This is a genomic window from Mesorhizobium sp. CA4, assembly GCF_020165075.1.
GTDB lineage: Bacteria > Pseudomonadota > Alphaproteobacteria > Rhizobiales > Rhizobiaceae > Mesorhizobium.
In genome coordinates this window covers 84,287-105,536 of the sequence record NZ_JAIUHK010000007.1, presented here as the reverse complement: position 1 = coordinate 105,536, position 21,250 = coordinate 84,287, and the positions used below count along the sequence as shown (strand labels likewise).

Annotated in this window: 19 protein-coding genes; 4 read left to right on the top strand and 15 right to left on the bottom strand. The window is 65.3% G+C overall.

Annotated features, from left to right (window positions below; genetic code table 11):
* Window positions 1-6: 6 nt before the first annotated feature.
* The 8 genes from LB528_RS08285 to LB528_RS08250 form a co-directional block, all read right to left on the bottom strand.
* The gene (locus LB528_RS08285; RefSeq protein ID WP_224714481.1) at window positions 7-999 is read right to left on the bottom strand and encodes a cyclodeaminase; all 993 of its coding nucleotides are present in this window, start codon (window positions 997-999) and stop codon (window positions 7-9) included.
* Entirely contained in the window at window positions 996-1,979 is a 984-nt protein-coding gene (gene eutB, locus LB528_RS08280; protein WP_224714541.1) for a hydroxyectoine utilization dehydratase EutB, read from the bottom strand. The genes LB528_RS08285 and eutB overlap by 4 nt, the downstream gene beginning before the upstream one ends.
* Before the next feature lie 19 nt (window positions 1,980-1,998).
* Window positions 1,999-2,775: an ectoine utilization protein EutA gene (gene eutA / locus LB528_RS08275; RefSeq protein ID WP_224714480.1), complete on the bottom strand. Its 777-nt coding sequence runs from the start codon at window positions 2,773-2,775 to the stop codon at window positions 1,999-2,001.
* A gap of 4 nt (window positions 2,776-2,779) precedes the next feature.
* A complete protein-coding gene (gene ehuD / locus LB528_RS08270; protein WP_224512863.1) occupies window positions 2,780-3,439 on the bottom strand; it encodes an ectoine/hydroxyectoine ABC transporter permease subunit EhuD in 660 nt (219 codons plus the stop codon).
* Window positions 3,439-4,098 carry an ectoine/hydroxyectoine ABC transporter permease subunit EhuC gene (gene ehuC / locus LB528_RS08265; RefSeq protein ID WP_224512861.1) on the bottom strand — a complete coding sequence of 220 codons (660 nt, stop codon included), beginning with the start codon at window positions 4,096-4,098 and terminating at the stop codon, window positions 3,439-3,441. The genes ehuD and ehuC overlap by 1 nt, the downstream gene beginning before the upstream one ends.
* Window positions 4,099-4,284: 186 nt before the next feature.
* The gene (gene ehuB / locus LB528_RS08260) at window positions 4,285-5,136 is read right to left on the bottom strand and encodes an ectoine/hydroxyectoine ABC transporter substrate-binding protein EhuB (protein ID WP_224714479.1); all 852 of its coding nucleotides are present in this window, start codon (window positions 5,134-5,136) and stop codon (window positions 4,285-4,287) included.
* 90 nt (window positions 5,137-5,226) lie between these two features.
* Window positions 5,227-6,012 carry an ectoine/hydroxyectoine ABC transporter ATP-binding protein EhuA gene (ehuA, locus tag LB528_RS08255; RefSeq protein WP_263483995.1) on the bottom strand — a complete coding sequence of 262 codons (786 nt, stop codon included), beginning with the start codon at window positions 6,010-6,012 and terminating at the stop codon, window positions 5,227-5,229.
* A 136-nt stretch (window positions 6,013-6,148) separates the two neighbouring features.
* Complete coding sequence (locus LB528_RS08250; protein WP_224512857.1) at window positions 6,149-7,534, bottom strand: PLP-dependent aminotransferase family protein; 1,386 nt, start codon at window positions 7,532-7,534, stop codon at window positions 6,149-6,151.
* A gap of 83 nt (window positions 7,535-7,617) precedes the next feature.
* Here LB528_RS08250 and LB528_RS08245 point away from each other — a divergent pair, with 83 nt between their 5' ends.
* From LB528_RS08245 to LB528_RS08230, 4 genes are all read left to right on the top strand, one after another.
* Window positions 7,618-8,109, top strand: a complete 492-nt coding sequence (locus tag LB528_RS08245) for an Lrp/AsnC family transcriptional regulator (protein WP_224512855.1) — start codon at window positions 7,618-7,620, stop codon at window positions 8,107-8,109.
* 130 nt (window positions 8,110-8,239) lie between these two features.
* Window positions 8,240-9,733 carry an NAD-dependent succinate-semialdehyde dehydrogenase gene (locus LB528_RS08240; protein ID WP_224714478.1) on the top strand — a complete coding sequence of 498 codons (1,494 nt, stop codon included), beginning with the start codon at window positions 8,240-8,242 and terminating at the stop codon, window positions 9,731-9,733.
* Between the two features lie 34 nt (window positions 9,734-9,767).
* Window positions 9,768-11,147 carry an aspartate aminotransferase family protein gene (locus LB528_RS08235; protein ID WP_224714477.1) on the top strand — a complete coding sequence of 460 codons (1,380 nt, stop codon included), beginning with the start codon at window positions 9,768-9,770 and terminating at the stop codon, window positions 11,145-11,147.
* A 166-nt stretch (window positions 11,148-11,313) separates the two neighbouring features.
* The gene (locus tag LB528_RS08230; RefSeq protein ID WP_224714476.1) at window positions 11,314-12,411 is read left to right on the top strand and encodes an alcohol dehydrogenase family protein; all 1,098 of its coding nucleotides are present in this window, start codon (window positions 11,314-11,316) and stop codon (window positions 12,409-12,411) included.
* 73 nt (window positions 12,412-12,484) lie between these two features.
* Here LB528_RS08230 and LB528_RS08225 read toward each other — a convergent pair whose 3' ends face one another.
* The 7 genes from LB528_RS08225 to LB528_RS08195 all read right to left on the bottom strand — a co-directional run bounded on the left by LB528_RS08225 (window position 12,485) and on the right by LB528_RS08195 (window position 21,162).
* Entirely contained in the window at window positions 12,485-13,459 is a 975-nt protein-coding gene (locus tag LB528_RS08225) for a branched-chain amino acid ABC transporter permease (protein ID WP_224714475.1), read from the bottom strand.
* Window positions 13,456-14,334 (bottom strand): branched-chain amino acid ABC transporter permease, encoded by an 879-nt coding sequence (locus tag LB528_RS08220; protein WP_224714474.1) that lies wholly within the window; start codon window positions 14,332-14,334, stop codon window positions 13,456-13,458. The genes LB528_RS08225 and LB528_RS08220 overlap by 4 nt, the downstream gene beginning before the upstream one ends.
* A 3-nt stretch (window positions 14,335-14,337) precedes the next feature.
* Window positions 14,338-15,048, bottom strand: coding sequence for an ABC transporter ATP-binding protein (locus tag LB528_RS08215; RefSeq protein WP_224714473.1), 711 nt, complete (start codon window positions 15,046-15,048; stop codon window positions 14,338-14,340).
* Window positions 15,041-15,841, bottom strand: a complete 801-nt coding sequence (locus tag LB528_RS08210) for an ABC transporter ATP-binding protein (protein ID WP_224714472.1) — start codon at window positions 15,839-15,841, stop codon at window positions 15,041-15,043. The genes LB528_RS08215 and LB528_RS08210 overlap by 8 nt, the downstream gene beginning before the upstream one ends.
* A 4-nt stretch (window positions 15,842-15,845) precedes the next feature.
* Entirely contained in the window at window positions 15,846-17,195 is a 1,350-nt protein-coding gene (locus tag LB528_RS08205; RefSeq protein ID WP_224714471.1) for an ABC transporter substrate-binding protein, read from the bottom strand.
* Window positions 17,196-17,219: 24 nt separating this feature from the next.
* Window positions 17,220-18,320, bottom strand: a complete 1,101-nt coding sequence (locus LB528_RS08200; RefSeq protein WP_224512838.1) for a class II histone deacetylase — start codon at window positions 18,318-18,320, stop codon at window positions 17,220-17,222.
* 106 nt (window positions 18,321-18,426) lie between these two features.
* Window positions 18,427-21,162 (bottom strand): LuxR C-terminal-related transcriptional regulator, encoded by a 2,736-nt coding sequence (locus tag LB528_RS08195; RefSeq protein ID WP_224714470.1) that lies wholly within the window; start codon window positions 21,160-21,162, stop codon window positions 18,427-18,429.
* Window positions 21,163-21,250: the final 88 nt, after the last annotated feature.

The following is a 21,250-nucleotide window of genomic DNA, read 5'->3' as shown; positions in this document are numbered from 1 at the left end:
CCAGCATCAACTTTCGAAAGCGAGCCCGGCATTGGCGGCGCGCGCACGGTCGCGAGCCAAAGTGGCGATGGCGGTGTCCTGCACGCCGGTGCCGGTGAGATCGGCGATGGTGATGTCGCTCGCCGAGCGCCGGCCGGGCTTGCTGCCGGCGATGATCTGGCCGAGCTCCGTCACTTCGGCGTCGGCGGCGAAGACCGCCGCCTCGATGGCGTGATGGAGTTCGCCCAGGCGCTGCGTCTGCTTGGCGCTGTCGGCGACATAGAGATCGGCCATGCGCAGGACTGCCGGCGCAATCTCGTTCTTATGCTCGGCATCCGAGCCCATGGCGGTGATGTGCTGGCCAGCGGTCACGAAACCGGCCTTGATCAGCGGTTCGGTCGACGGCGTGGTGGTGACGATGATGTCGGCGCCCGCTGCCGCGTTCGCCGCATCCGGCTCGGCCCGCACGAGGATACCGAGCTTCTCGCGCAGGCGCGCGGCGGTGGCTTCAGCCTTGGCGGCGTCGCGCGCCCAGATGCGCGCCTCCTCGATCGGCCTGACGAGACGCAGCGCTTCCAACTGCAGGCCGGCCTGCAGGCCGGCACCGAAGATCGCGGCTACGCTTGAGCCTTGGCGCGACAAATGCTTGGCCGCGACCGCGCCGGCGGCGGCCGTGCGGATATCGGTCAGATAGCCATTGTCGAGCAGAAGCGCCTCGACCACGCCGGTCTTGGCCGAAAGCAACACCATCATGCCGCCGCCACTTGGCAGGCCGAGCGTCGGATTCTCGAAGAAACCGGAGCTTATCTTGACGGCGAAGCCGTCTATGCCGGGCACATAGGCGGACTTCACGTCGACCTCGCCGCGATGTTCGGGAATGTCGAGCCGCAGAATCGGCGGCATTGCCACCGGCAGCGTGGCCAAGGCGCGAAAAGCGTTCTCGACGCAGGCGACGGCGTCCAGGTCGAGCGTCACGATCTTGCGAAGCTCCGCGTCGGTGAGGATGGTTATGCGGCTCATGCTGCGCGCTCCGCGATTGTCTCGCCGCAGACGATGCGGCGGTGCAGGCCCATGTCGATGTTTTTGCCGGAGAGGATGAGAACAGTGGTGCCGCTCACTTTGACCCTGCCGGCAAGCAGCGCGCCAATGCCGACGGCACCGGCGCCTTCGACGATCTCGCGCTCCACTCCATACGCATGGCGGATGCCGGCCGCGATCTCCTCCTCGGCAAGCAGGACGACGTCGTCGAGCAGTCCCCGGCACATGGCAAAGGTCAGCCGGTTGTCGAGCCCGATGCCGCCGCCGAGCGAATCCGCCAGTGTCGGCAGTTCCTCGACCTGCACCGGCCGGCCGGCGTCGAGGCTGGCCTTCATCGCAGCACCGCGCGCCATCGAGATGCCGACGATTTTGGTGCGCGGGCTCACGCCTTTGACCGCCGCCGCAACACCGGCCGCCAGCCCGCCGCCGGAGAGCGGCACCAGCACGCTTGCCGCCTCCGGAACCTGCTCCATGATTTCCAGCCCGAGCGTGCCTTGCCCGGCAACGATATCGGGATGGTCGAAGGGCGGCAGCATGACCAGCCCTTCTTGTGCCACCAGCCTATCGACTTCCTGCTGGGCGTCGTCCTGGCTGTTGCCGACGATGCGGATATCCGCGCCGAGGCGACGGATGGCGTCGAGCTTGTTTTCCGGCACCAGCCTCGACATGCAGATCACCGCGCGGATGCCTTCGAGCTTCGCCGCATGCGCCAGAGCGCGGCCGTGATTGCCGGTCGAGGCGGCGACGACGCCGCGCGATTTTTCTTCCGCGCTCAATGCTGCGATCGCATTGGACGCGCCGCGCAGCTTGAACGCGCCAGTGGTTTGGTGATGCTCCAGCTTGAGATGAACAGGACGGCCCGCGCGGTCCGAGAGTCTTTGCGACAGCACCATGGGTGTCCGCTCGACCTTGCCGGCAATGCGTTCGCGCGCCGCGCGAATATGCTGAAGCTCAACAATCATTTCGATCACGGGCGCTCGTTCACTGGGCCAGCGGCTTCGTCCACAGCCGGCCGAACTCGGGTCGGGGCGTCTCGTCGCCGCAGAGCCGCAGGCAGTTCCAGGCGCTGGCCTGGTTGCTGGTGACGACCGGACGTCCGATCGCCTCTTCCATAGCTGGAACCGCGAGCGCGGCGCGCAGCGCGGTGCATGAGACGAACAGCGCGTCGGCCTGCGGATGCGTGACCTTGCGTGCCAGCTCGACCAGGGACGCCGGCGTGATGCGCGCCATCTCGCGGTCGTCCTCGAAACCGAGGCAGGAGAAGCTCTGGATGTCGAAGCCATGCGCCGCGAAATAGGTGGCCATCGGCCGGCTGGTCTCGACGGTGTAGGGGGTCAGAATGCTGATGCGCTTCACCCCGAAGGCGTTCAGGCCGCGCACGCCGGCCATCGGCGGCGTGACCACCGGGACGCCGGGCTTGGCCGCCTGGATCGCCTGCTCGATCTCGGCGTCGCCGATCACCACCGAGGCAGACGTGCAGGAATAACAGACGGCATCGAGCGGCTCGTCCGGCAGGATGAGCCCCGCGCCCGCCGAAAGCGACGGCTGCATCTTGCGCAGATTCTCCGGCGTCGTCGGGTTGGCGTAGGGAATGCGCGCGACATAGACGCCGATCCGCTCGCTCGCCACCATGCGGCGGAAGTCCACCTCGCTGGTGTGGTCGGTGGCTAAAGCAATCAGGCCGACGCGCTTCTCCAGCGGACGCGAGTCCAGCGTGGGGCGCACCGTTTCGAGGCCGATGTCGGGCAATGCTTTCATGACTTCATCTTTCGATCCTGCCGTAGCGATGCTCCAGCCAGCGCAACAGCACGACGGAGCAGAGGCTGATGACGAGGAAAAAGGCGCCGACCAGTGTCATCGGCTCGATGTAGCGGTAGTAGGTGTTGGCGACGCTCTTGGCCTGGTTCATCAGCTCCAGCACGGTAATCGCCGACAGCAGCGGCGTCTCCTTGAACATGGCGATGAAATAGTTGGCCAGGGCCGGGATCATCGGCGGGATCGCCTGCGGCAGGATGATATGCGTCCAGGTGTGGCGGCCGCCCAGATTACAGGCCTTGGCAGCTTCCCACTGACCGCGCGGCACATTGTCGATGCCGGCGCGGTAGACTTCGGCAGTGTAGGTGCCGTAATGCAGGCCGAGCCCGATGACGCCCGCCACCAGCGGCGGCAGCAGGATGCCGATATCGGGCAGCACGTAGAAGATGAAATAGAGCTGCACCAGGAGCGGCGTGCCTCGGATGAACTCGGCGAACCAGCCGACGCTGCGCGCGACGATCCGGTTCTCCGATCGACGCGCCAGCGCGATCCCAAGCCCCACGATCGCCGCCAGGATCGAGCCGAGCACCGTCGCCAGGATGGTGATCTTCACCCCCTGGATCAGGGTCGGCATAATCTCCCAGACGAAATTCCAATCCCATTCCATCAGACGCGCACTCCGTCGAGGCCGCGCGCCATGCGGCGCTCCAGCGTGCGAATGCCCCAGGAGATGACCAGCGCCAGCGCGAAATAGATGACGAGAACGGAGAGGAAGGGCATCAGCGTGCTGCCCGTCTGCGAGCGCACCACCTGCGCCTGGAAGGTGAGATCGGCGAGCGAGATCAGCGAAACGACCGACGTCGCCTTGAGCAGCTCGATCGCGTTGTTGCCGAAGGTCGGCAGCATGACCAGAAGCGCCTGCGGCAGGATGACGTGGCGCATGCCTTGCCAGCGGCCGAGATTGAGCGCCGTGCAGGCCTCATATTGCTCGCGGCCGACCGACAGGATGGCACCGCGCACGACTTCCGCCGCATAGGCGCCGACATTCAAGCCCAGCGCCAGCACGCCGGCCTGCAGCGGCGTCAGCGACAGGCCGGCGAAGGGCAGCACGAAATAGGCCCAGAACAACTGCACGAAGATCGAGGTGCCGCGGAAGAATTCGATGTAGGTCGTCGCCAACGCGCGGATGATGAAGAAGCGCGACACGCGCCCCATGCCGGCAAGGAAGGCCATGATCAGCGCAAGCACCGACCCCATCAGCGTCAGCTCGATGGTGACAAGCGCTCCCTGCAATATCAGGCCGAGATAGCCGGACCACTGGGTCATAAAACTAGAAGTTTCCAACGTTTGCGTTTGTGCGAGGTCGCCGTGACAGCCCCTTCTCCCCGTTCACGGGGAGAAGATGCCGTAGGCAGATGAGGGGCGGAGCCAGCCTTGCAGAACTTGGCGCCGCCCCTCATCCGGCTCTTCGAGCCACCTTCTCCCCGCAACCGGGGAGAAAGCAAAGGAGCACTACTTCGCCGCGCAGAGCTTCTCGCGCGTTGTCGACATCGCCGCCTTGGCGGAGAAGCCGTAGGGCTCGATGATCTTGGCGAACTCGCCGGACTTCTTCATCTTGGCGAGCTCGACGTCATAGGCGTCGCGCAGCGCCTCGTCGCCTTTCTTGAAGGCCGCGCCATCGCAATAGACCGGCGCGCCCTGCACCGGCGCGATCACTTCGAGGTTCGGGTCGTTGGCCTTCTTCACCAGGTCGTTGATCGAGAGCACAGGCAGCGAATAGGCGTCGATACGGCCGTCCTGCACCATCTTCAGGCCGCTCTGGCCGTCTGGCACGACGATGACGCGATCGCGCGGCACGCCGGCATTGAGCGCCAGCTTCTCCTCGGTGCCGCCGCCCGGCGCGCCGACCGTGGCGGAGCTGTCCTTGGCGATGTCCTCGTAGCTCTTGAAGCCTTTCGGGTTGCCCTTCTTCACCAGCATCGCTTCGGCATCGCAAAGCACCGGCTCGGAATAGGCGACCGCCGCGCAGCGCTCTGGCTTCATGAACAAGCCCGCGGTGACGACGTCGAAGCGGCCAGCCTGCAGGCCGGGGATCATCGCCCCGTATTCGGAGATGGAAGCGACGATGTCGTTGACGCCGAGACGCTTGAAGATCTCGCGCGCCACGTCGGGAGCCGCGCCCGATACCTTGCCGTCGGCCGCGACCGCCGTGTAGGGCGGTTCGTTGGCGATGGCGACGCGGGCGAAGCCCTGCTGCTTGAGCTGCTCCAGCTTGGCGTCATCCGCCGACCGCGCGCCGGGGGCGAGCAACATCGCGGTGATCGCGAGGCCGGGGACGCCAGCCAGAATGCCAAGTTTCTTCATCGTTCCCAACTCCTTGTTTGTCTTCTTGGTTTGCCTGGTTCGGGACAGCCTTTGGCCGCCCGTGGACGGCTTACGCCGCCCGCATTGCGGTCAGACGCGATGTCCGGCCGCGATGATCTTCTTCAGGAAGCTCTGCGTTCTTTCCTGTTTGGGATGGCGGAAAATCTCATCGGGCTTGCCTTCCTCGACGATCCTGCCGCGGTCGAAGAACAGCACGCGGTCGGCGAAGTCGTGGGCGAAGCCCATCTCATGGGTGACCAGAAGCATTGTCATGTCGGTCTCGGCGGCGAGCTTGCGCATGACGTTGAGCACTTCCTCGACGAGCTCGGGGTCGAGCGCCGAGGTGACCTCGTCGAAGAGCATGATCTTGGGCGACAGCGCCAGTGCCCTTGCGATCGCCACGCGCTGCTTCTGGCCGCCGGAGAGCTGCGCCGGCATCGCCTTCGCCTTGTCCGCAAGTCCGACCATGTCGAGCAGTTCCATCGCCCGCTTCTCGGCGGCGGCGCGCGCGACGCCCTTGGTCAGCATTGGCGCTAAAGTCACATTGTCCATGACGCATTTGTGCGGGAAGAGATTGAACAGCTGGAAAACCATGCCGATCTTCTGGCGCATCCTGGCCAGATGCCGCTCGTCGGCCGGCAGCAACTGGCCATTGCGCTCCAAGTGGTAGAGCTGCTCGCCGTCGACCTGGATATGGCCGCCGTCGATCTTCTCCAGCGTCATCAGGATGCGCAGGATCGTCGTCTTGCCTGAACCGGACGGACCGATCAGCGCCAGCTTCTCGCCAGGCATGACCTGCATCGACAGGCCGTCCAGCACCTTGAAGGCGCCGAAGCTCTTCGAAATCGCATCAACCTTGATGATGGGCGCGGGCAATCCATGTCCCCGTTCTGGAGAAGTCTATCCCCTTAACGATGCGAAACGTGCCAAATCATGTCAATTGGGAAAATAATATCATGACAATATTTCCGGCGCGGCACGATTTCAGGGCAATCTGAGCTTCCTTTGTGCATCAGATGGCGAGCAGGAGATGCTCCGGATCGCCGAGCAACAGTTTGGCGACAACGCTCAGGCCCGCCCGCAGTTCCCCCTCGGTGGTCGATCCGAGCGAGATGCGCACGGCCGGATGCCAGGGCGTGTCGGCGATGCGGAACGAGGTGCCCGGCGCGATCGCCACCCCGCGCAGGCGCGCCTGGGCGACGAAGCTCTCCTCCGCACGGCCGCCCGGCAGTTCGAGCCAGAGATGCAGCCCGTCGCGGTGACAGCGATAGTCGACGCCGGCCAGCATTTCGGCGGCAATCTCCTGCCGGCGCCTCAGCGCGCCGCGCTGCCACTTGACCAGCTCAACAGCCGTGCCGTCATTCACCCAGCGCGTCGCGATCTCCGCCACCATCGGGGTCGCCATCCAGTTCGAGACGAGGTGGCGGTTGGCGACAGCCGCGACATAGCGGTCCGGTACCGCGAGATAGCCGATGCGCAGGCCGGGCACGACGATTTTGGTGAAGGAGGTGACATAGAGCGTCCGCTCCGGCGCGAAGGCGGCGACGGCCGGCGGCCGGCCTTCGACCAGCGGCCCGAGCACGTCGTTCTCGATGATGGCGATATCGTGCTTGCGCGCAACCGCCGCGATCTGTTCGCGCCTTGTGGCGTCCATCAACGTCGCCGTCGGGTTGATCACCGAGGGCTGGACGAAGACGGCGCGGATGTCCGAGAGACGGCAGGCCTCGTCGAGCGCTTCGGGGACCAGCCCGTTGCCGTCGATCGGCAGACCCTCGAGGTTGAAGCCGAGATAGCGGGCGAGCGGGATCAGCGTGTGGTGGCCGATCGCCTCGGTGGCGACCGTCGAGCCGGGCGGCGCCACGCTCATCAGCGCCACCGTCATGCCGGCGGTGGCGCCGTTGGTGAGGCTGATATTCTGCGGCGACGCCTCGAGTCCGCAAAGCTTCAGCCATTCGACCGCGACCGCGCGGTGGCGCGGAAATACCATGTTGGGCCGGAACGACAGCGCCGAGCTCGACGGCAGGTTCTCGGCCAGCCACCCCAGCGCCTGCTTCAGTTTCTCCAGATGCATCGGCTCGCAGACCGGCTTCAGGATCGAGAGGTCGATGACCTCACCCAGCCGCTCCGGGATATAGGGCGGTTCGGGCTCGCGACGCTGCGTCTGCACGAAACTGCCGCGGCCGACCTCGCCGGAAATCATTCCCCGGCGGATCAACTCCTCATAGGCGCGGCTGACGGTCTGCACCGAAAGCTTCAGATCGTCCGCCAGCCGGCGATGCGTCGGCAGCCGCGTGCCGTTGGCCAGCCGCCCATCGTGGATGGCGCGCGCGAACTGGTCGGCCAGCGAGAGATAGGCCGGCCGACGGATGAGAGCAGGATCTGGCTGCCATAATGTCATGACTTATTAGAGATCGAAATCAGTGCAATTGACAATCGAAATAATGCACCGTCATGGTGTCCGCAACGAAAGGCGGATCCCGCATGGCGTCAGCGAAACTCGACCCGATCGACCTCAGGATTCTCGACGCCATCCAGCGCGACGGGCGCATCACCAAGCTGGCCCTGGCCGAGAAGGTCGGCCTGTCGCCGACGCCGTGCTGGATGCGGCTGCGCAAGCTGGAGAAAGCCGGCATCGTCTCCGGCTATCACGCCGCGATCGCCATGCGCATTATCGCGCCGGTGGCGACGGTGCTGATGGAGGTGACCCTGGCCAACCACCGCCAGGCTGACTTCGACCGTTTCGAGCGAGTGGTGCGCGATATCCCGGAGATCGTTGCCTGCTGGTCGGTGGGCGGCGGCGTCGACTACGTGCTGAAAGTAATGGCGCGCGACATCGACGCCTATCAGCGGCTGGTCGACGGCCTGCTTGAGCGCGAGATCGGCATCGACCGCTACTTCACCTACATCGTCACCAAGACGGTCAAGGACGAGACCGTGCTGCCGGTGGCCGATCTGCTGCCGGAGCAATCCTGAGGTAGAGAGATTGTCTGCGGCGTCCGGGCAATAGAGATAATGTCTCTCTGTCACTTTGTCGAAACAGCCTCTTTGTCTCGATCGCGCGACTAGTCTCTCCGTATCGCCTCGGTTCCGGGAGACCCGACTGATGTCCGCGCATTTTGCACGTACCAACCACCATGACGCGCTCGACCGCCTCGCCGATCGCCGGCTGCTGCGCGCGCTCGCCTATGTCGACGGCCACTGGACGGCGAGCGAAGCGGCGGCAAGTTTTGAGGTTACCGATCCGGCGACCGGCGCTACCATCGCCTTTGTCGCCGCGCTCGATGCCGGGCAGACGACAAAGGCGATCAACGCTGCATCCCGTGCGTTTCCCGCTTGGCGCTCGGCGCTGCCGCAGGAACGCTCGAAAATCCTGCGAAAATGGTTCGATCTGATCATCGCCGCCAAGGAGGATCTGGCGCTGCTGATGACGCTCGAGCAGGGCAAGCCGTTGAAAGAATCGCTTGGCGAGATCGACTACGCCGCGTCCTTTGTCGAGTGGTATTCCGAGGAAGCGAAACGCCTCAACGCCGAAAGCGTCATCAGCCACCTGCCGAATGCCGAGATGTCGGTGCGCCGCGAGCCGCTCGGCGTGGTCGGCGTCGTTACGCCCTGGAATTTTCCGTCGGCCATGCTGACCCGCAAGGCGGCCGCAGCTTTGGCTGCGGGCTGCACGGTGGTTGCGCATCCGTCTTCGGAAACGCCGCTGTCGGCCCTGGCGCTGGCGGAACTCGGCGAGCGTGCCGGGCTGCCGGCGGGCGTCTTCAACGTCGTCACGGGTGATGCGCGCACCATCGTTGGCGCGATGTGCGCCGACGCCAGGGTCCGAGCCATGAGCTTCACCGGCTCGACCGAGGTCGGCCGGCTGATCGCCGCGCAGAGTGCGCCGACTATGAAGCGGCTGGTGATGGAACTCGGCGGCCATGCGCCGTTGATCGTGTTCGACGACGCCGAGATCGACAAGGCGGTGACGATCGCGCTCGATGCCAAATTCGCCACCTCCGGACAGGATTGCCTCGCCGCCAACCGCATCTATGTGCAGCGGCCGATCTATGATCGCTTCTGCGCCGCTTTCGCGCGCCGCATTGATCAGCTCCGCATCGGCAACGGCCTATCCGCAGACGCCGATATCGGGCCGCTGATGCATGAGCGCGCGGTCAAGAAGGTCGAGGAGCAAGTCGCCGATGCGCTCTCCCACGGCGCGCGCTGCCTGACCGGCGGCAAGCGTCATGCGGCCGGTCCGTTGTTCTACCAGCCGACGCTGCTCGCCGATGTGCCGGACGAAGCGCTGATCATGCGCGAAGAAACCTTCGGCCCTGTCGCGGCTGTGACGCCGTTCGACGAAGAGGCGGAAGTCGTCGCCCGCGCCAATGCCACGGAATACGGCCTGGTCGCCTATGTCGTCACCGAAAACGGCGCGCGCCAGGCGCGCATGGGCCGCGCCTTGGAATACGGCATGGTCGCGATCAACCGGGTCAAGATCACCGGCGCGCCGATCCCCTTCGGCGGCGTCAAGCAATCCGGCATCGGCCGCGAAGGCTCTCGCCACGGCCTCGAAGCTTTTACAGACCTCAAATACCTTTGCCTCGACGTAGCCTAAGCTACGCAGGCCTCATTCTCGTCAGGAGTCAAAAATGCTCGAACAGTCCAACGAACTCTCGGCCTGGGATCGCGACCATTTCTTCCATCCCTCGACGCATATGGGCACGCACGCGCGCGGTGAATCGCCGGCCCGCATCATGGCCGGCGGCGAAGGCGTCACCATCTGGGACAACACCGGCAAGAAGAGCATCGATGCCTTCGCCGGCCTCTATTGCGTCAATGTCGGCTACGGCCGTCAGAAGATCGCCGACGCCATCGCCGAGCAGGCCAGGAACCTCGCCTACTACCACGCCTATGTCGGGCATGGCACCGAGGCCTCGGTTACGCTTGCCAAGATGATCATCGATCGAGCGCCGACGGGCATGAGCCGCGTCTATTTCGGCCTCTCCGGCTCCGACGCCAACGAGACCAACATCAAGCTGATCTGGTACTACAACAACGTCCTCGGACGGCCGGAAAAGAAGAAGATCATCTCGCGCTGGCGCGGCTATCATGGGTCCGGCATCATGACCGGGTCGCTGACCGGGCTCGAGCTGTTCCACAACGCCTTCGACCTGCCGCGCGCGCCGATCCTGCACACCGAGGCGCCCTATTATTTCCGCCGCGCCGACCGCTCGATGAGCGAGGAGCAGTTCTCGCAATATTGCGCCGATAAGCTGGAAGAGATGATCCTTGCCGAGGGCCCGGACACGGTCGCGGCCTTCATCGGCGAGCCGATCCTCGGCACCGGCGGCATCGTGCCGCCGCCGGCCGGCTATTGGGAGAAGATTCAAGGTGTGCTCAACAAATATGACGTGCTGCTCGTCGCCGACGAGGTGGTGACCGGCTTCGGTCGTCTCGGCACCATGTTTGGCTCGGACCATTACGGCATCAAGCCGGACCTGATCACCATCGCCAAGGGCCTGACCTCGGCCTATGCGCCGCTCTCCGGCGTCATCGTCTCCGACAAGGTCTGGCAGGTGCTGGTCAAGGGCTCCGACAAGCTGGGCTCGCTTGGCCATGGCTGGACCTATTCGGCGCATCCGATCTGCGTTGCCGCGGGTGTAGCCAATCTCGAACTGATCGACGAGATGGACCTGGTGCGGAACGCCGGCGAGACCGGCGCTTACTTCCGCGCCGAGCTCGCCAAGGCCGTGGGCGGCCACCGGAATGTCGGCGAGGTGCGTGGCGACGGCATGCTGGCCGCAATCGAGTTCGTCAAGGACCGCGACGACCGGGTCTTCTTCGATCCGGCGCTGAAGGTCGGGCCGCAGATCGCCACCGCGCTAGCGGCAAGCGGCGTCATAGGCCGCGCCATGCCGCAGGGCGACATCCTCGGTTTCGCGCCGCCGCTCTGCCTGACGCGCGAGGAAGCCGACATCGTCGTCGCCAAGACCGCCGACGCGGTGAACGGCGTGCTCTCAGCTCTCTGATTTTTGGTCGTTGGCGCTGCCCCTCATTCGCCTGCCGGCACCTTCTCCCCGTAAAGGGCGGGGAGAAGGGACAAGCTCCGGCGTTGGCGACCCCTCTCCCCCCGTCTTCACGGGGAGAGGGTAAGGGTGAGGGCAGCGCCAACCTGCACAGTTGGAAGTAACATCTATGAAGTCCTATCCCACCGTTCCCGCCAGGATGGCCGCCGTGCAGCTCATCGGCCATGGCGGCCTGGAGAAACTCGTCTACCGCACAGATGTGAAAGTACCTGCGCCGGCCGCCGGCGAGGTGCTGGTCAAGGTCAGCGCCTGCGGCATGAACAACACCGATGTCTGGGTGCGTCAGGGCGCGTATGGCACGGAGGAAGATGCCGGGGCGGTATCGACCTGGCGCCGGCAGGGCAACACTCTGACCTTTCCACGCATCCAGGGCACCGACACGGTGGGCACGATCGTCGCCGTCGGCGGCGGCGTGCCTGCGAACCGCATCGGCGAGCGCGTCATGGTCGATTTCTCGATCTACAACCGTGACGACGATTCGCTGGCCGATATCGACTATATGGGCCACGGCCGCGACGGCGGTTATGCTGAATACCAGGCGCTGCCGGCCGAGAACGCGCATGTCGTCGATACCGATCTGAGCGATGTCGAGCTCGCCACCTTCTGCTGCGCCTATCTCACCGGCGAGCAGATGCTGGAGCGCGCGGCGCTGAAGGCCGGCGAGCGTGTGCTGGTCACTGGCGCCTCCGGCGGTGTCGGCTCCGGCATCGTGCAACTGGCAAGGGCGCGGGGCGCCATCTCCTACGCCGTCGTCGGCAAGGGCAAGGAACAGGCCGTGCTCGACATCGGCGCCGAGAAGGTGATCACGCGCGGCGTGGCCGACCTGCTCACCGCCGTCAACGAAGCGACGAATGGCCAGCCCATCGATGTGGTGGCCGACTTGGTTGGCGGCGCCATCTTCAATGACCTCTTGCGCATCCTGCGGCCCGAAGGTCGCTACACCACGGCCGGCGCCATTGCCGGCCCGGTCGTGCAGCTGGACCTCCGCACCATGTATCTGAAGCAGCTGCAGCTCCACGGCTCAAGCCAGGGCACGCGGGCGGATTTCCGCCGCATCGTGCGCTACATCGAGGAAAAGAAGATCAGGCCGCTGGTTGGCGGCGTCTACAAATTGTCGGATTTCCACCGCGCCCAGACCGACTTCATGGGCAAGGACTTCGTCGGCAAGCTGGTGGTGGTGCCGGACGCGATGTGGAGCGGCGCCTGAACCCAGGAAAGAGGCCGGCGCGGTCAGCGGCCGGGGATACTTTATTCGGCTTCAGGCGCCGCCGCGACTGTCGTCAATTGCGGCTAGCTCGGCTCCTTTGCAGCCAGCCGTTCAGCCCGTTCGGCCATGCGATGACGAAGACCGCAAGCAGCAGCCCAAGGCCGATGTTGCGGTAGTCGGACAATTCCCGCATGCCTTCGTCGGCCAACATCAGCACGGCGGCCCCGAGCAGGGGGCCCCATATCGAGCCGAGGCCGCCGACAACGATCATGGCGATCAGGAACAGCAGCGTCGAGAAGGAAAACACCGTCGGGCCGACGACGCGGAAATGCACTGCATAGAAGCCGCCCGCGATGCCGGTGAAGAAGGCGGAGACGGCGAAGATCCAGAGCTGATATTTGAAGCGGCTGATCCCGCGCGACATGGCGTAGCCCGGATTGTCGCGCAACGCCCGGAAGGCCAGGCCCAGCGGTCCCCTGATGACGACGATCGAGATCGTCACCGCAACAGCCAGCAGCGCCAGCCCGACATAATAGTGGGCGATGTACCATTTCGACGGGAACAGCGCGCGCAGGCCGATGTCGCCGAACTGGCCGATGCCCCGCACGCCGCCGAACAGCGGCATGCAGCCGCCGGCGGTGGTGAAGCAGTCGGTGTCGTTGACGATAAGCAGATACATGACCTGCGCGATCGCCAGCGTTAGCAGCGCCACGTAAGGGCCGCGCAGGCGCAGGCATGCGAGGCCGATCAGCATGCCTACCGCGACGGTGATCACGCCGGCCATCAGGATGGCGGCAAGCATGGGCACCTTCCAGTAGAAACCCAGCATCGCGGCGGCATAGGCGCCGGTGGCGAACAGCGCCATCTGTGCCAGGGAGAAGATGCCGCCTATGCCGAGCACGAGGTTCCACTGCACCACGACGATCGCCCAGATGAAGAACAGCGTCGACTGCGTGATGACGTAGCGCCCGGGCATGGCGACCGGCAGCGCGATAGCGAGAGCCAGGCAGACAAGGCCGATCAGGACATCGCGGCGGATGGACGTCATAGGCGCACCACCTGCTGTTTGCCGAACAGGCCGTAGGGCCGCCAGATGAGCACGAGGATCACCAGAAGCAGCAAAGTGGCGAAGCTCCAGCGCACCCCGAGCACATACTGGGTAGCCGCTTCGAGCAGGCCGAGCGCGATCGCCGCGATCACGGCGCCGTAGACATTGCCGAGCCCCGCGACCACGCAGACGATAAAGGCTTTCAGCATCGGGTCGCCGCCCATCACCGGCGTCAGCGTGGCGATCGAGCTGATCATGATGCCGGAAACGGCGGCGAGCGCGCCGGAGAGCGCCAGCACCTGCGCGTAAACCCGGCCGACCCTGACGCCCATAAGCTGCGCCGCCTCGCGGTTCATCGAGGTGGCGCGGATGGCGCGGCCGGCGCTTGTGCGCTGCAGGAGGATCGCGACCCCCACCATCAGCACGATGGCGACGCCGAGGATGAAGACGTTCTGCAGCGGAATGTGCACATTGCCGATGACGACCTGGCCGCCGACCGCGAGCGGCTGCGGGATCGGATAGGGTCCAAAACCCTTTAGCATCAAATTCTCGATGACGCTGCCGATGCCGATCGTTGCGATGAAGATGTTGGTCTCGAAATTCTCGGCCCTGAGCAGCGGCAGGGCCGCGCTGAAATAGATCAGCAGCCCGACCAGCGCGCAGACGAATGCTGCGGCGAGAAGCGCCAGCGCAGGATTGAGGCCGGCGTGGACGATCACCGCGTAGCAGATATAGCCGCCCAGCGTCAGGATGGCGCCATGCGCCATGTTGAGCATGTTGAGCGAGCCGTAGACCAGCGAGAGGCCGATGGTGGCGACCGCGTACATGGCGCCGAGCGTCAGGCCGGAAGCGACGATCTGGATCAGGACGTCCATCGCTCACACTCCGAGATAGGTTTCGACGATTTCTGGGCGCGCCATCAGTTCCGCGCCCAGGCCCGACCAGGCGATGCGGCCATTGTCGAGCAGGTGGATCATGTCGGCATCCTCGGCGATCCGCTCGGCATTCTCCTCGACCAGAAGGATGGTGCGGCCCTCGCGTCTGAGGTTGAAGATGACCTCGTAGATCTGCTCGATGACGATCGGCGCCAGTCCGAGCGAGGGCTCGTCGAGCATCAGCACCTTGCCGCCCGCCATCAGGCCGCGGCCGATGCCGCACATGCGGCGTTCGCCGCCCGAAAGCGTGCCGGCGGTCTGGTTGCGGCGCTCCTTCAGCTTGGGCAAAAGCGCAAAAACGAAGTCGAGCCGCTCGGCCAATCCGCCGCTGTTGGCATAGGCGCCCATCAAAAGGTTCTCGTGCACGGTCATCGCCGGAAAGAGCAGATCGCCCTGCGGAACCTGGATGACGCCGCGTTCGACGATCTGGTCTGGGCGCAGGCGGTCGATGCGCGAGCCGTCGAGGCGGATCTCGCCCGACGTCACCGGGACCAGTCCGGAAATCGCCTTGAGCAGGGTGCTCTTGCCATGGCCGTTGGGGCCGACAATGGCGGTGAGTTCGCCCTTCCTTGCCGACAATGTGATGGCGTCGAGCACCATGCGGCCGGCATAGCCGGCGCTGGCGTCGACGATCTCGAGCGCCGCTTCAGCCATGCGTGTTTTCCATGAAGGAGCGCAGCCGCTCGGAGGCGCCCTGGCCGAGATAGACTTCGACGACGGTGCGGTCGTCGAGGAGCTTTGTCGGCAGGCCTTCGAAGATCTTTTCGCCATGATGCATGATCATGATGCGGTCGGAGAGGCGCACAAGGAAGCGCATCACATGCTCGATGAGGATGATGGTGACGCCCGCCGCCTTGATGGCGCGCACGGCATCCATCACACGGTCGACCTCGCGGGCCGTGAGGCCGCCGACCGGCTCGTCCATCAGAAGCAGCTTCGGCTTCGTCGCCATGGCGCTCGCCATCATCAAGAGCTTGCGGTCGAGCACCGGCAGCTTGCCGGTAACCTTGTCGGCGCGGTCTGCGATGCCGAGCATCTCGAGCGCGGAATCGGCGGCCTCATGCGCGGCGCGGCCGGCGCGCAGCGTCGGCACGGCCCGGTTGCTCCGGCCGAAATAAGCGCCGACCAGCACGTTCTCGCGCGCGGTCATGCTGTCGAAGCCGGCGTTGAGCTGGAAGGTGCGGGCAACGCCGGCATGGCAGATCTGCTCGGGCGCATGCCCCGTGATGTCCTCGCCGTCGAGCACGATCGCGCCTCTGGTGGCCGGGTTCAGGCCCGATATCACCTCAAACAGCGTCGTCTTGCCGGCGCCGTTCGGTCCGCCGATGCCGAGGATTTCTCCAGCCCCGACATCGAAGGACAGATCGCGGACTGCCGCGAGCGCGCCGAAGGACTTGCCGACATGCCTGCACGACAGCAATGGCGTCGCGGCGGCGTCTCCCGTCATACGGCTAGGCCTTGATCCATGGCGGCATCATGAACTTGGTCGTGCCGTATGGCGCCGGCGCGATCAGGCCGGGTCCCTTGGTGTAGTCCTGGATCTGCAGGAACTGATGCGGCATGCCGAGAGATGGATCGTTGACCTGGGTCGGATAGGTGTAGGCGGCGTTCTCGAGCGGCATGAAGCGGGTCGTGCCGGTGACGCCGCGCCATATCATCGCGCTCATCCGGGCCGCAACCTTGCGGTTCTGGTCGTTGTTGCCGGGTTCGCCCGTGCCGCCGGAAAGTGCCGCCGCGGTCGCCCAGACATAGGCGCCGTCATAGGGCTGCGCGCCGGAATTGTGGCCGGCGTTCGGGCCGAACTTCGCCTTGTAGCGCTTCTCGAAGGCGGTGCCGATCTCGTCCTGCAGCGCGCCGACGACGGTTGCGTAGATGATGCCGTTGGCCGCCTGCTTGGCGATGTCGCGGAAGGCCGGGATCGACGGGCCATATTGCATGTAGACCAGGCTCGGCGTCGGGTTCGAGGCGAACTGCAGCGCGAACTGTCCGAGATCGGCGGGCAGGAAGTGGGTGATGCAGATCACCGCCGGCGGATCCTGGCGGATCTTGGCGAGCGTCGGTCCCCATTCGGAAGCGGGCACGCTGACGGTCTCGAACAGGTTGATGTCCCAGCCGTAGCTCTTGGCCTGTTCCTTGACGGCGTTGGCGATGTTGGAGGCATAGACGCCGGCCGACAGGATCACCGCCATCTTGTTGTTCTTGCGCTTCCACTCGCCGTTTTCCTCCAATTGCTGCAGGAACTTCAGGAAGCCGGGACCATACCAGTATTCGGCGGGATCGCCCTGGAAGGAGCCCCAGTAGCGGTCCGGGTTCGACTTCACCAAATTGTTGTGGCCGATCGTGGTGTCGTAATGGACGTAGATGATGCCGTTGTCGGCGGCGACCTCCTGGATCGCGGCACCCGAGCCGATATTGTAGCCGTTGAGGATGGCATGCACGCCATGCCGGTCGACGAGGCGCTGGGCCGCCTGCACGTTGGTGGCGTCGCCCATCTGCGCGGTGTCTTCGAAGGAAGGTTCCAGCGGCCGGCCCAGGATGCCGCCCAGCGCGTTGATCTCCTCGCAGGCGAGCGTCAGGCCGTTCTTGAACTCGATGCCGTCGGGCGCGGCGAAGTCGGTGGTCGGGCCGCACTGACCGACCGGGATGGGATCGCCTTCGGCGCGCGCCTCGTTGTTCATCGCAAAGAGCATGGCCGGCATGCCGGTCAGCGTCGCGGCGGTCGCAAGTCCGCCCTTGATCAGGAAATTGCGGCGCGAGCCGGCAATCACATTCGGCCGAGTGAGTTTCGAACTGCGCTTCATCTCAATTCCCCTTGTGAGTTTTTGTCAGCTTATGTTTTTGACCAGTTCGGCCGCCTGGTCGATGATCGCCGTTTGGTGCGGCTGCGCCGACATCCCGCCCCATTGTCCCATCAGTTGGTCCCAGGGGTCCTCGACGCCCGTGCGGTGCCCGCAAAGCTCCTCGATCACGGCAAGGCCGCAATAGGGCACGTGCATTTCGGAGTAGCCGCCCTCATGCGTCATCACCAGCCGGCCGCCGCACAGCTCGCGCGCCGCGTCGAGCAGCATGCGCGCCAGTCTGCGGTAGCCGCTGGAATTCATCAGCATGCGGCCCATCGGATCGACGCCGGAAGCGTCGAAGCCCGAAGGCACCACGATCAGCTCCGGTTTGAAGCGCGTCAGCGCCGGGATCACCACGCGCTCGAACGCCGCGGCGTAGGCGCCGGGACCGGACCCCGGCGGCAGCGGGACGTTGATGTTGAAACCCTTGCCCTTGCCCTCGCCATTCTCGGCGATCGCGCCGGAATTGGCCGGGAACAGATTGTCCTGATGCAGCGAGATCGAAAGCACGCTCGGATCGTCGTAGAAGATCGCCTGTGTGCCGTTCCCGTGATGCACGTCCCAGTCGACGGTCGCGATGCGGGTCAGCCCGTGCAGTTGCTGCGCATGCCGGATGGCGATGGCGGCATTCGAGAACAGGCAGAAGCCCATGCCGATATCGGAGGTGGCGTGATGGCCGGGCGGGCGGATCAGCGCATAGGCGTTGTCCACCTGGCCCGTGATGACGGCTTCGATGGCCTTGATGGCGCCGCCGGCCGCCAGGAGCGCGATCTCATAGCTGCCGGCGCCGAGCGGCGTCAGAGAACTGGCGTCGCCGTACCCGCGGTCGCTGATCTCCCTGATCTTGGCGATATGCGCCGGCGTGTGGACCCGCGACAGTTCCTCGACGGTGGCGCGCCGCGGCTTGATGGCGATCAGATGGTCGAGGATGCCGCTCACTTCCAGAAGGTTGCGCAGGCGACGCTTGGTCTCGGGATTTTCGGCATGGGTGCCGGGCTGGACCGTCAGGCTCGGCGGAAAGACCTGGGCCCAGTTCCAGGTGTTGTGCCAAAGATAAAGTTCGTGGAAAACGAAACCAGTCGCCATGCGGCTCCCACCCAGCATATTTCGGCCGGATGATGGCCCGCTGCATGAGCGCTGTCCCGACACCTTCGGGTAATGGGTGGTTTTTTAAGCCCACCCATTCGGGTGGTTAGCCCGCCAATTGCCGCTCGGTGGCGGCGTCGAGCCCGATTTCCTTCAGCTTGAGGACGGCCTCCGTCCGGCTTGAGACGCCGAGCTTGCCGAAGATGTTCTTCAAGTGCCATTTCACCGTGTCGGGCGCCATCGACAGCGTTTCGGCCAACTGACGATTGGTGTAGGCGCGCAGAAGCAGGGCGGCGACATCGGTTTCCTTGCTGCTCAGGATTTGCTTCCTCCCGGCGATTGCGATCGGACGCGCGCGTTCGGGCGCGGCCTTGCTCAGTTCGCGCAGAAGCGTGTCGACAAAAGTGGCCGTGCTGGAATTGCGCGACCAGGCCGGAATTCGTGAGCGGGCGAATTCGAGCACCTCGCGCATCGGCAGGCCCTCATCGATCAGCGAGCGCAATGCGTTCTGCGGCAGCGCCAGGGTGACGACATCGACTGCTGCTGCCAGTGCCAGCAGAGTTTCGCCCGCGCTGTGCGCGGCGATCGCGACAAGTGCGCGGACCTGCATGAAGCCCCGCAGGCGGCCGTCGCGGCGCATGCGTTCGGCAATACGGTCCAGCACGGCAATGGCCTTGGCCGGATGACCTTCGGCGATCAGAACGCGCGCGGCGCCGATATGGGCGTATTCGTCGAGCGGATGGATCGGCGCGGGCCGGCTTTCAGCCGAAGGCTCGATGCCGCGCGAGCGCAGCGCCAGCCGGGCGGCGTGGACGTCGCCGCGCGACAGAAGCAGCCGCACCCGCTCGTTCAGCGCGGCTGCCGTCAGCCGGCGGTAACGCTTCTCGATGCCCAGCCGTTCGGCGCGTTCGAGGAAGACGATGGCCTCGTCGTGTCGGCCATGCGCGGCGGAGAGTCGCGCCAGATGCAGCTTGCAGGCCATCTCGTGCACGACCAGTCCGCATTCCTCGATGATCTGCCGGTGCTGGTGCAGAATGCGCTCTGCGCCCTGCAGGTCGTTCCATTCATAGGCGAGCTCGACGTGGAAGATCGCCGTCATCGCCTCCGCGTAGGAACCGGACCCCAGGCGCTCGCGGGCGAGCCGGCAGGCACGGTCGAGCAATTGGTGCGCCTCGGCGAGATTGCCGGCGGAAATCTCGACCAGTCCCAGCAAGAGGTCGCAATAGACGATGCCGAAGACGGAATTGGCGGCGGCGTGATGGTCGCGCGCCGCGAGGCTGCGCAGGCGCGCGGCGTCCAGCTCGCCAAGCGAATAGTGGCTGAAGGCGCAGATATTGGCGAGCGTGCCGCGCGCGAAAGGCTCGTCTTCGGGAAAGTCCGCCAGCCAGCGCGAGGCGACGCGAGTCGCGGTGCGGGAGCGGTCGGTGGCGCTGATGACGCCGGCCGTCAGCGTCTGCAGCTCGGCCTTCAGCGAGCGGGTGGTCGCACGGTCGATCTCGCCGCGCTCGGAAAGCTGCCCGACCAGGGTTTTGGCCTGTTTGAGGATACGAACCGCCTGGCGCGGCCTGCTCATGTGGAACTGTGCCCAGACACGCGCCAGGAGCAGGCGAGGGCGGACGGCGATCAGCTCGGGGGGAAGCTGGTTCAGCCACTCCGTCAGCCTGGGAATGTGACCCTGCATGGTGAGCGGCATGGCGCATTCCTCGACAAGGCGCGCGGCATGGTCGGCATCGCCGCTTGCAAGCGCATGGTCGACCGCGTCGGAGATATGGCCCCGGGCCGCCAGCCAGGCGGCGGCGGCGCGATGCAGCTCTCTGCGTGCCTCCGGCCCCCACGCATCCAGCCTGTTGCGCAGGAATTCCGAGAATAGGTGGTGATAGCGGAACCATTGTCCCGTGGAATCGAGCGCGATCAGGAAAAGATTTGAGTGCTCGATGGCTGCCAGCGCCGCGGCGCAGTCTCGTCCGGGACAAACCGCCTCGACGAGGCCAAGGCAGAAGCGGTCGAGGATCGAGGTCCTGAGCAGGAAATCCTGGATTTCGGGCGCCTGCCGGGCGAGCACGTCATGGGTCAGGAACATCGCCACGTCGCGCTGGCTGCCGGAAAATTCGGCGATGAAGGCTTCTCTCGATCCCTCATGCGCCAACGCCAAAGCGGCAAGCTGCAGCCCGGCCGGCCAGCCTTCGGTCTTGTGGTGGAGCGCCACAACGGCCGAGATGGCGAGGTCGAGGCCGCAGACATTGGCAAGATAATCCTCGGTCTCCTCGAGCGAAAAGCGCAGGTCGCTGTCGCCGAGGCTGACGACATGCCCCTTCATCTTCATATGGGCGAGCTCGAGCGGCAGCTCGCCGCGGGTTGCGAGCACGATGCGCAAAGCCGGCGGCGCATAGGCGACCAGCATGTTGATGCAGGCGGCGATCTCGCCGGAGACGATCAGGTGCGCGTCGTCGAGGACGAGGTAGATCGGCGCGGTGCGCCGCGACAATTGGTTGATGATGGCGGTGAGGATGGAATCGACCGGCGTCACCGGGCTGGAGTCGATCAGCGATTCCGCGTTGGCGGCAATGTCCGGGTCGACGCGGTGGAAGGCGGCGGCGAGATATTTGAGGAAGCGGGCGAGATCGTTGTCGAGCCGGTCGATCGATAGCCACGCGACCTGGGCTATGCCGCCGGATATCCCGGTCGCCCACTGCGAGAGCAGGGTCGATTTGCCGAAGCCGGCAGGCGAGGTCACCACAGTCAGCTTTCCCGCGGTCGCAGTGTCCAGGGTGCGCAGCAGCCGAGGCCTGCGCACCAGGACGTCGCGCAAATAAGGCGGCTGGAGCTTCGTCTCTATCAGCATCCGGTTCTCGGCAGTTGCATTCGGCGCTTTTAATAAACGCGGAGTGCGGCGCGGAGGCAATGGCCGGTGAGCTGGATGCTTGCCAGGG

What these genes read in the sequence shown, in the direction of transcription:
- LB528_RS08285 (WP_224714481.1), bottom strand. Translation starts at nt 999, where the DNA reads ATGAGCCGCATAACCATCCTCACCGACGCGGAGCTTCGCAAGATCGTG.
- eutB (WP_224714541.1), bottom strand. Translation starts at nt 1,979, where the DNA reads ATGATTGTTGAGCTTCAGCATATTCGCGCGGCGCGCGAACGCATTGCC.
- eutA (WP_224714480.1), bottom strand. Translation starts at nt 2,775, where the DNA reads ATGAAAGCATTGCCCGACATCGGCCTCGAAACGGTGCGCCCCACGCTG.
- ehuD (WP_224512863.1), bottom strand. Translation starts at nt 3,439, where the DNA reads ATGGAATGGGATTGGAATTTCGTCTGGGAGATTATGCCGACCCTGATC.
- ehuC (WP_224512861.1), bottom strand. Translation starts at nt 4,098, where the DNA reads ATGACCCAGTGGTCCGGCTATCTCGGCCTGATATTGCAGGGAGCGCTT.
- ehuB (WP_224714479.1), bottom strand. Translation starts at nt 5,136, where the DNA reads ATGAAGAAACTTGGCATTCTGGCTGGCGTCCCCGGCCTCGCGATCACC.
- LB528_RS08250 (WP_224512857.1), bottom strand. Translation starts at nt 7,534, where the DNA reads ATGACATTATGGCAGCCAGATCCTGCTCTCATCCGTCGGCCGGCCTAT.
- LB528_RS08245 (WP_224512855.1), top strand. Translation starts at nt 7,618, where the DNA reads ATGGCGTCAGCGAAACTCGACCCGATCGACCTCAGGATTCTCGACGCC.
- LB528_RS08240 (WP_224714478.1), top strand. Translation starts at nt 8,240, where the DNA reads ATGTCCGCGCATTTTGCACGTACCAACCACCATGACGCGCTCGACCGC.
- LB528_RS08235 (WP_224714477.1), top strand. Translation starts at nt 9,768, where the DNA reads ATGCTCGAACAGTCCAACGAACTCTCGGCCTGGGATCGCGACCATTTC.
- LB528_RS08230 (WP_224714476.1), top strand. Translation starts at nt 11,314, where the DNA reads ATGAAGTCCTATCCCACCGTTCCCGCCAGGATGGCCGCCGTGCAGCTC.
- LB528_RS08225 (WP_224714475.1), bottom strand. Translation starts at nt 13,459, where the DNA reads ATGACGTCCATCCGCCGCGATGTCCTGATCGGCCTTGTCTGCCTGGCT.
- LB528_RS08220 (WP_224714474.1), bottom strand. Translation starts at nt 14,334, where the DNA reads ATGGACGTCCTGATCCAGATCGTCGCTTCCGGCCTGACGCTCGGCGCC.
- LB528_RS08215 (WP_224714473.1), bottom strand. Translation starts at nt 15,048, where the DNA reads ATGGCTGAAGCGGCGCTCGAGATCGTCGACGCCAGCGCCGGCTATGCC.
- LB528_RS08210 (WP_224714472.1), bottom strand. Translation starts at nt 15,841, where the DNA reads ATGACGGGAGACGCCGCCGCGACGCCATTGCTGTCGTGCAGGCATGTC.
- LB528_RS08205 (WP_224714471.1), bottom strand. Translation starts at nt 17,195, where the DNA reads ATGAAGCGCAGTTCGAAACTCACTCGGCCGAATGTGATTGCCGGCTCG.
- LB528_RS08200 (WP_224512838.1), bottom strand. Translation starts at nt 18,320, where the DNA reads ATGGCGACTGGTTTCGTTTTCCACGAACTTTATCTTTGGCACAACACC.
- LB528_RS08195 (WP_224714470.1), bottom strand. Translation starts at nt 21,162, where the DNA reads ATGCTGATAGAGACGAAGCTCCAGCCGCCTTATTTGCGCGACGTCCTG.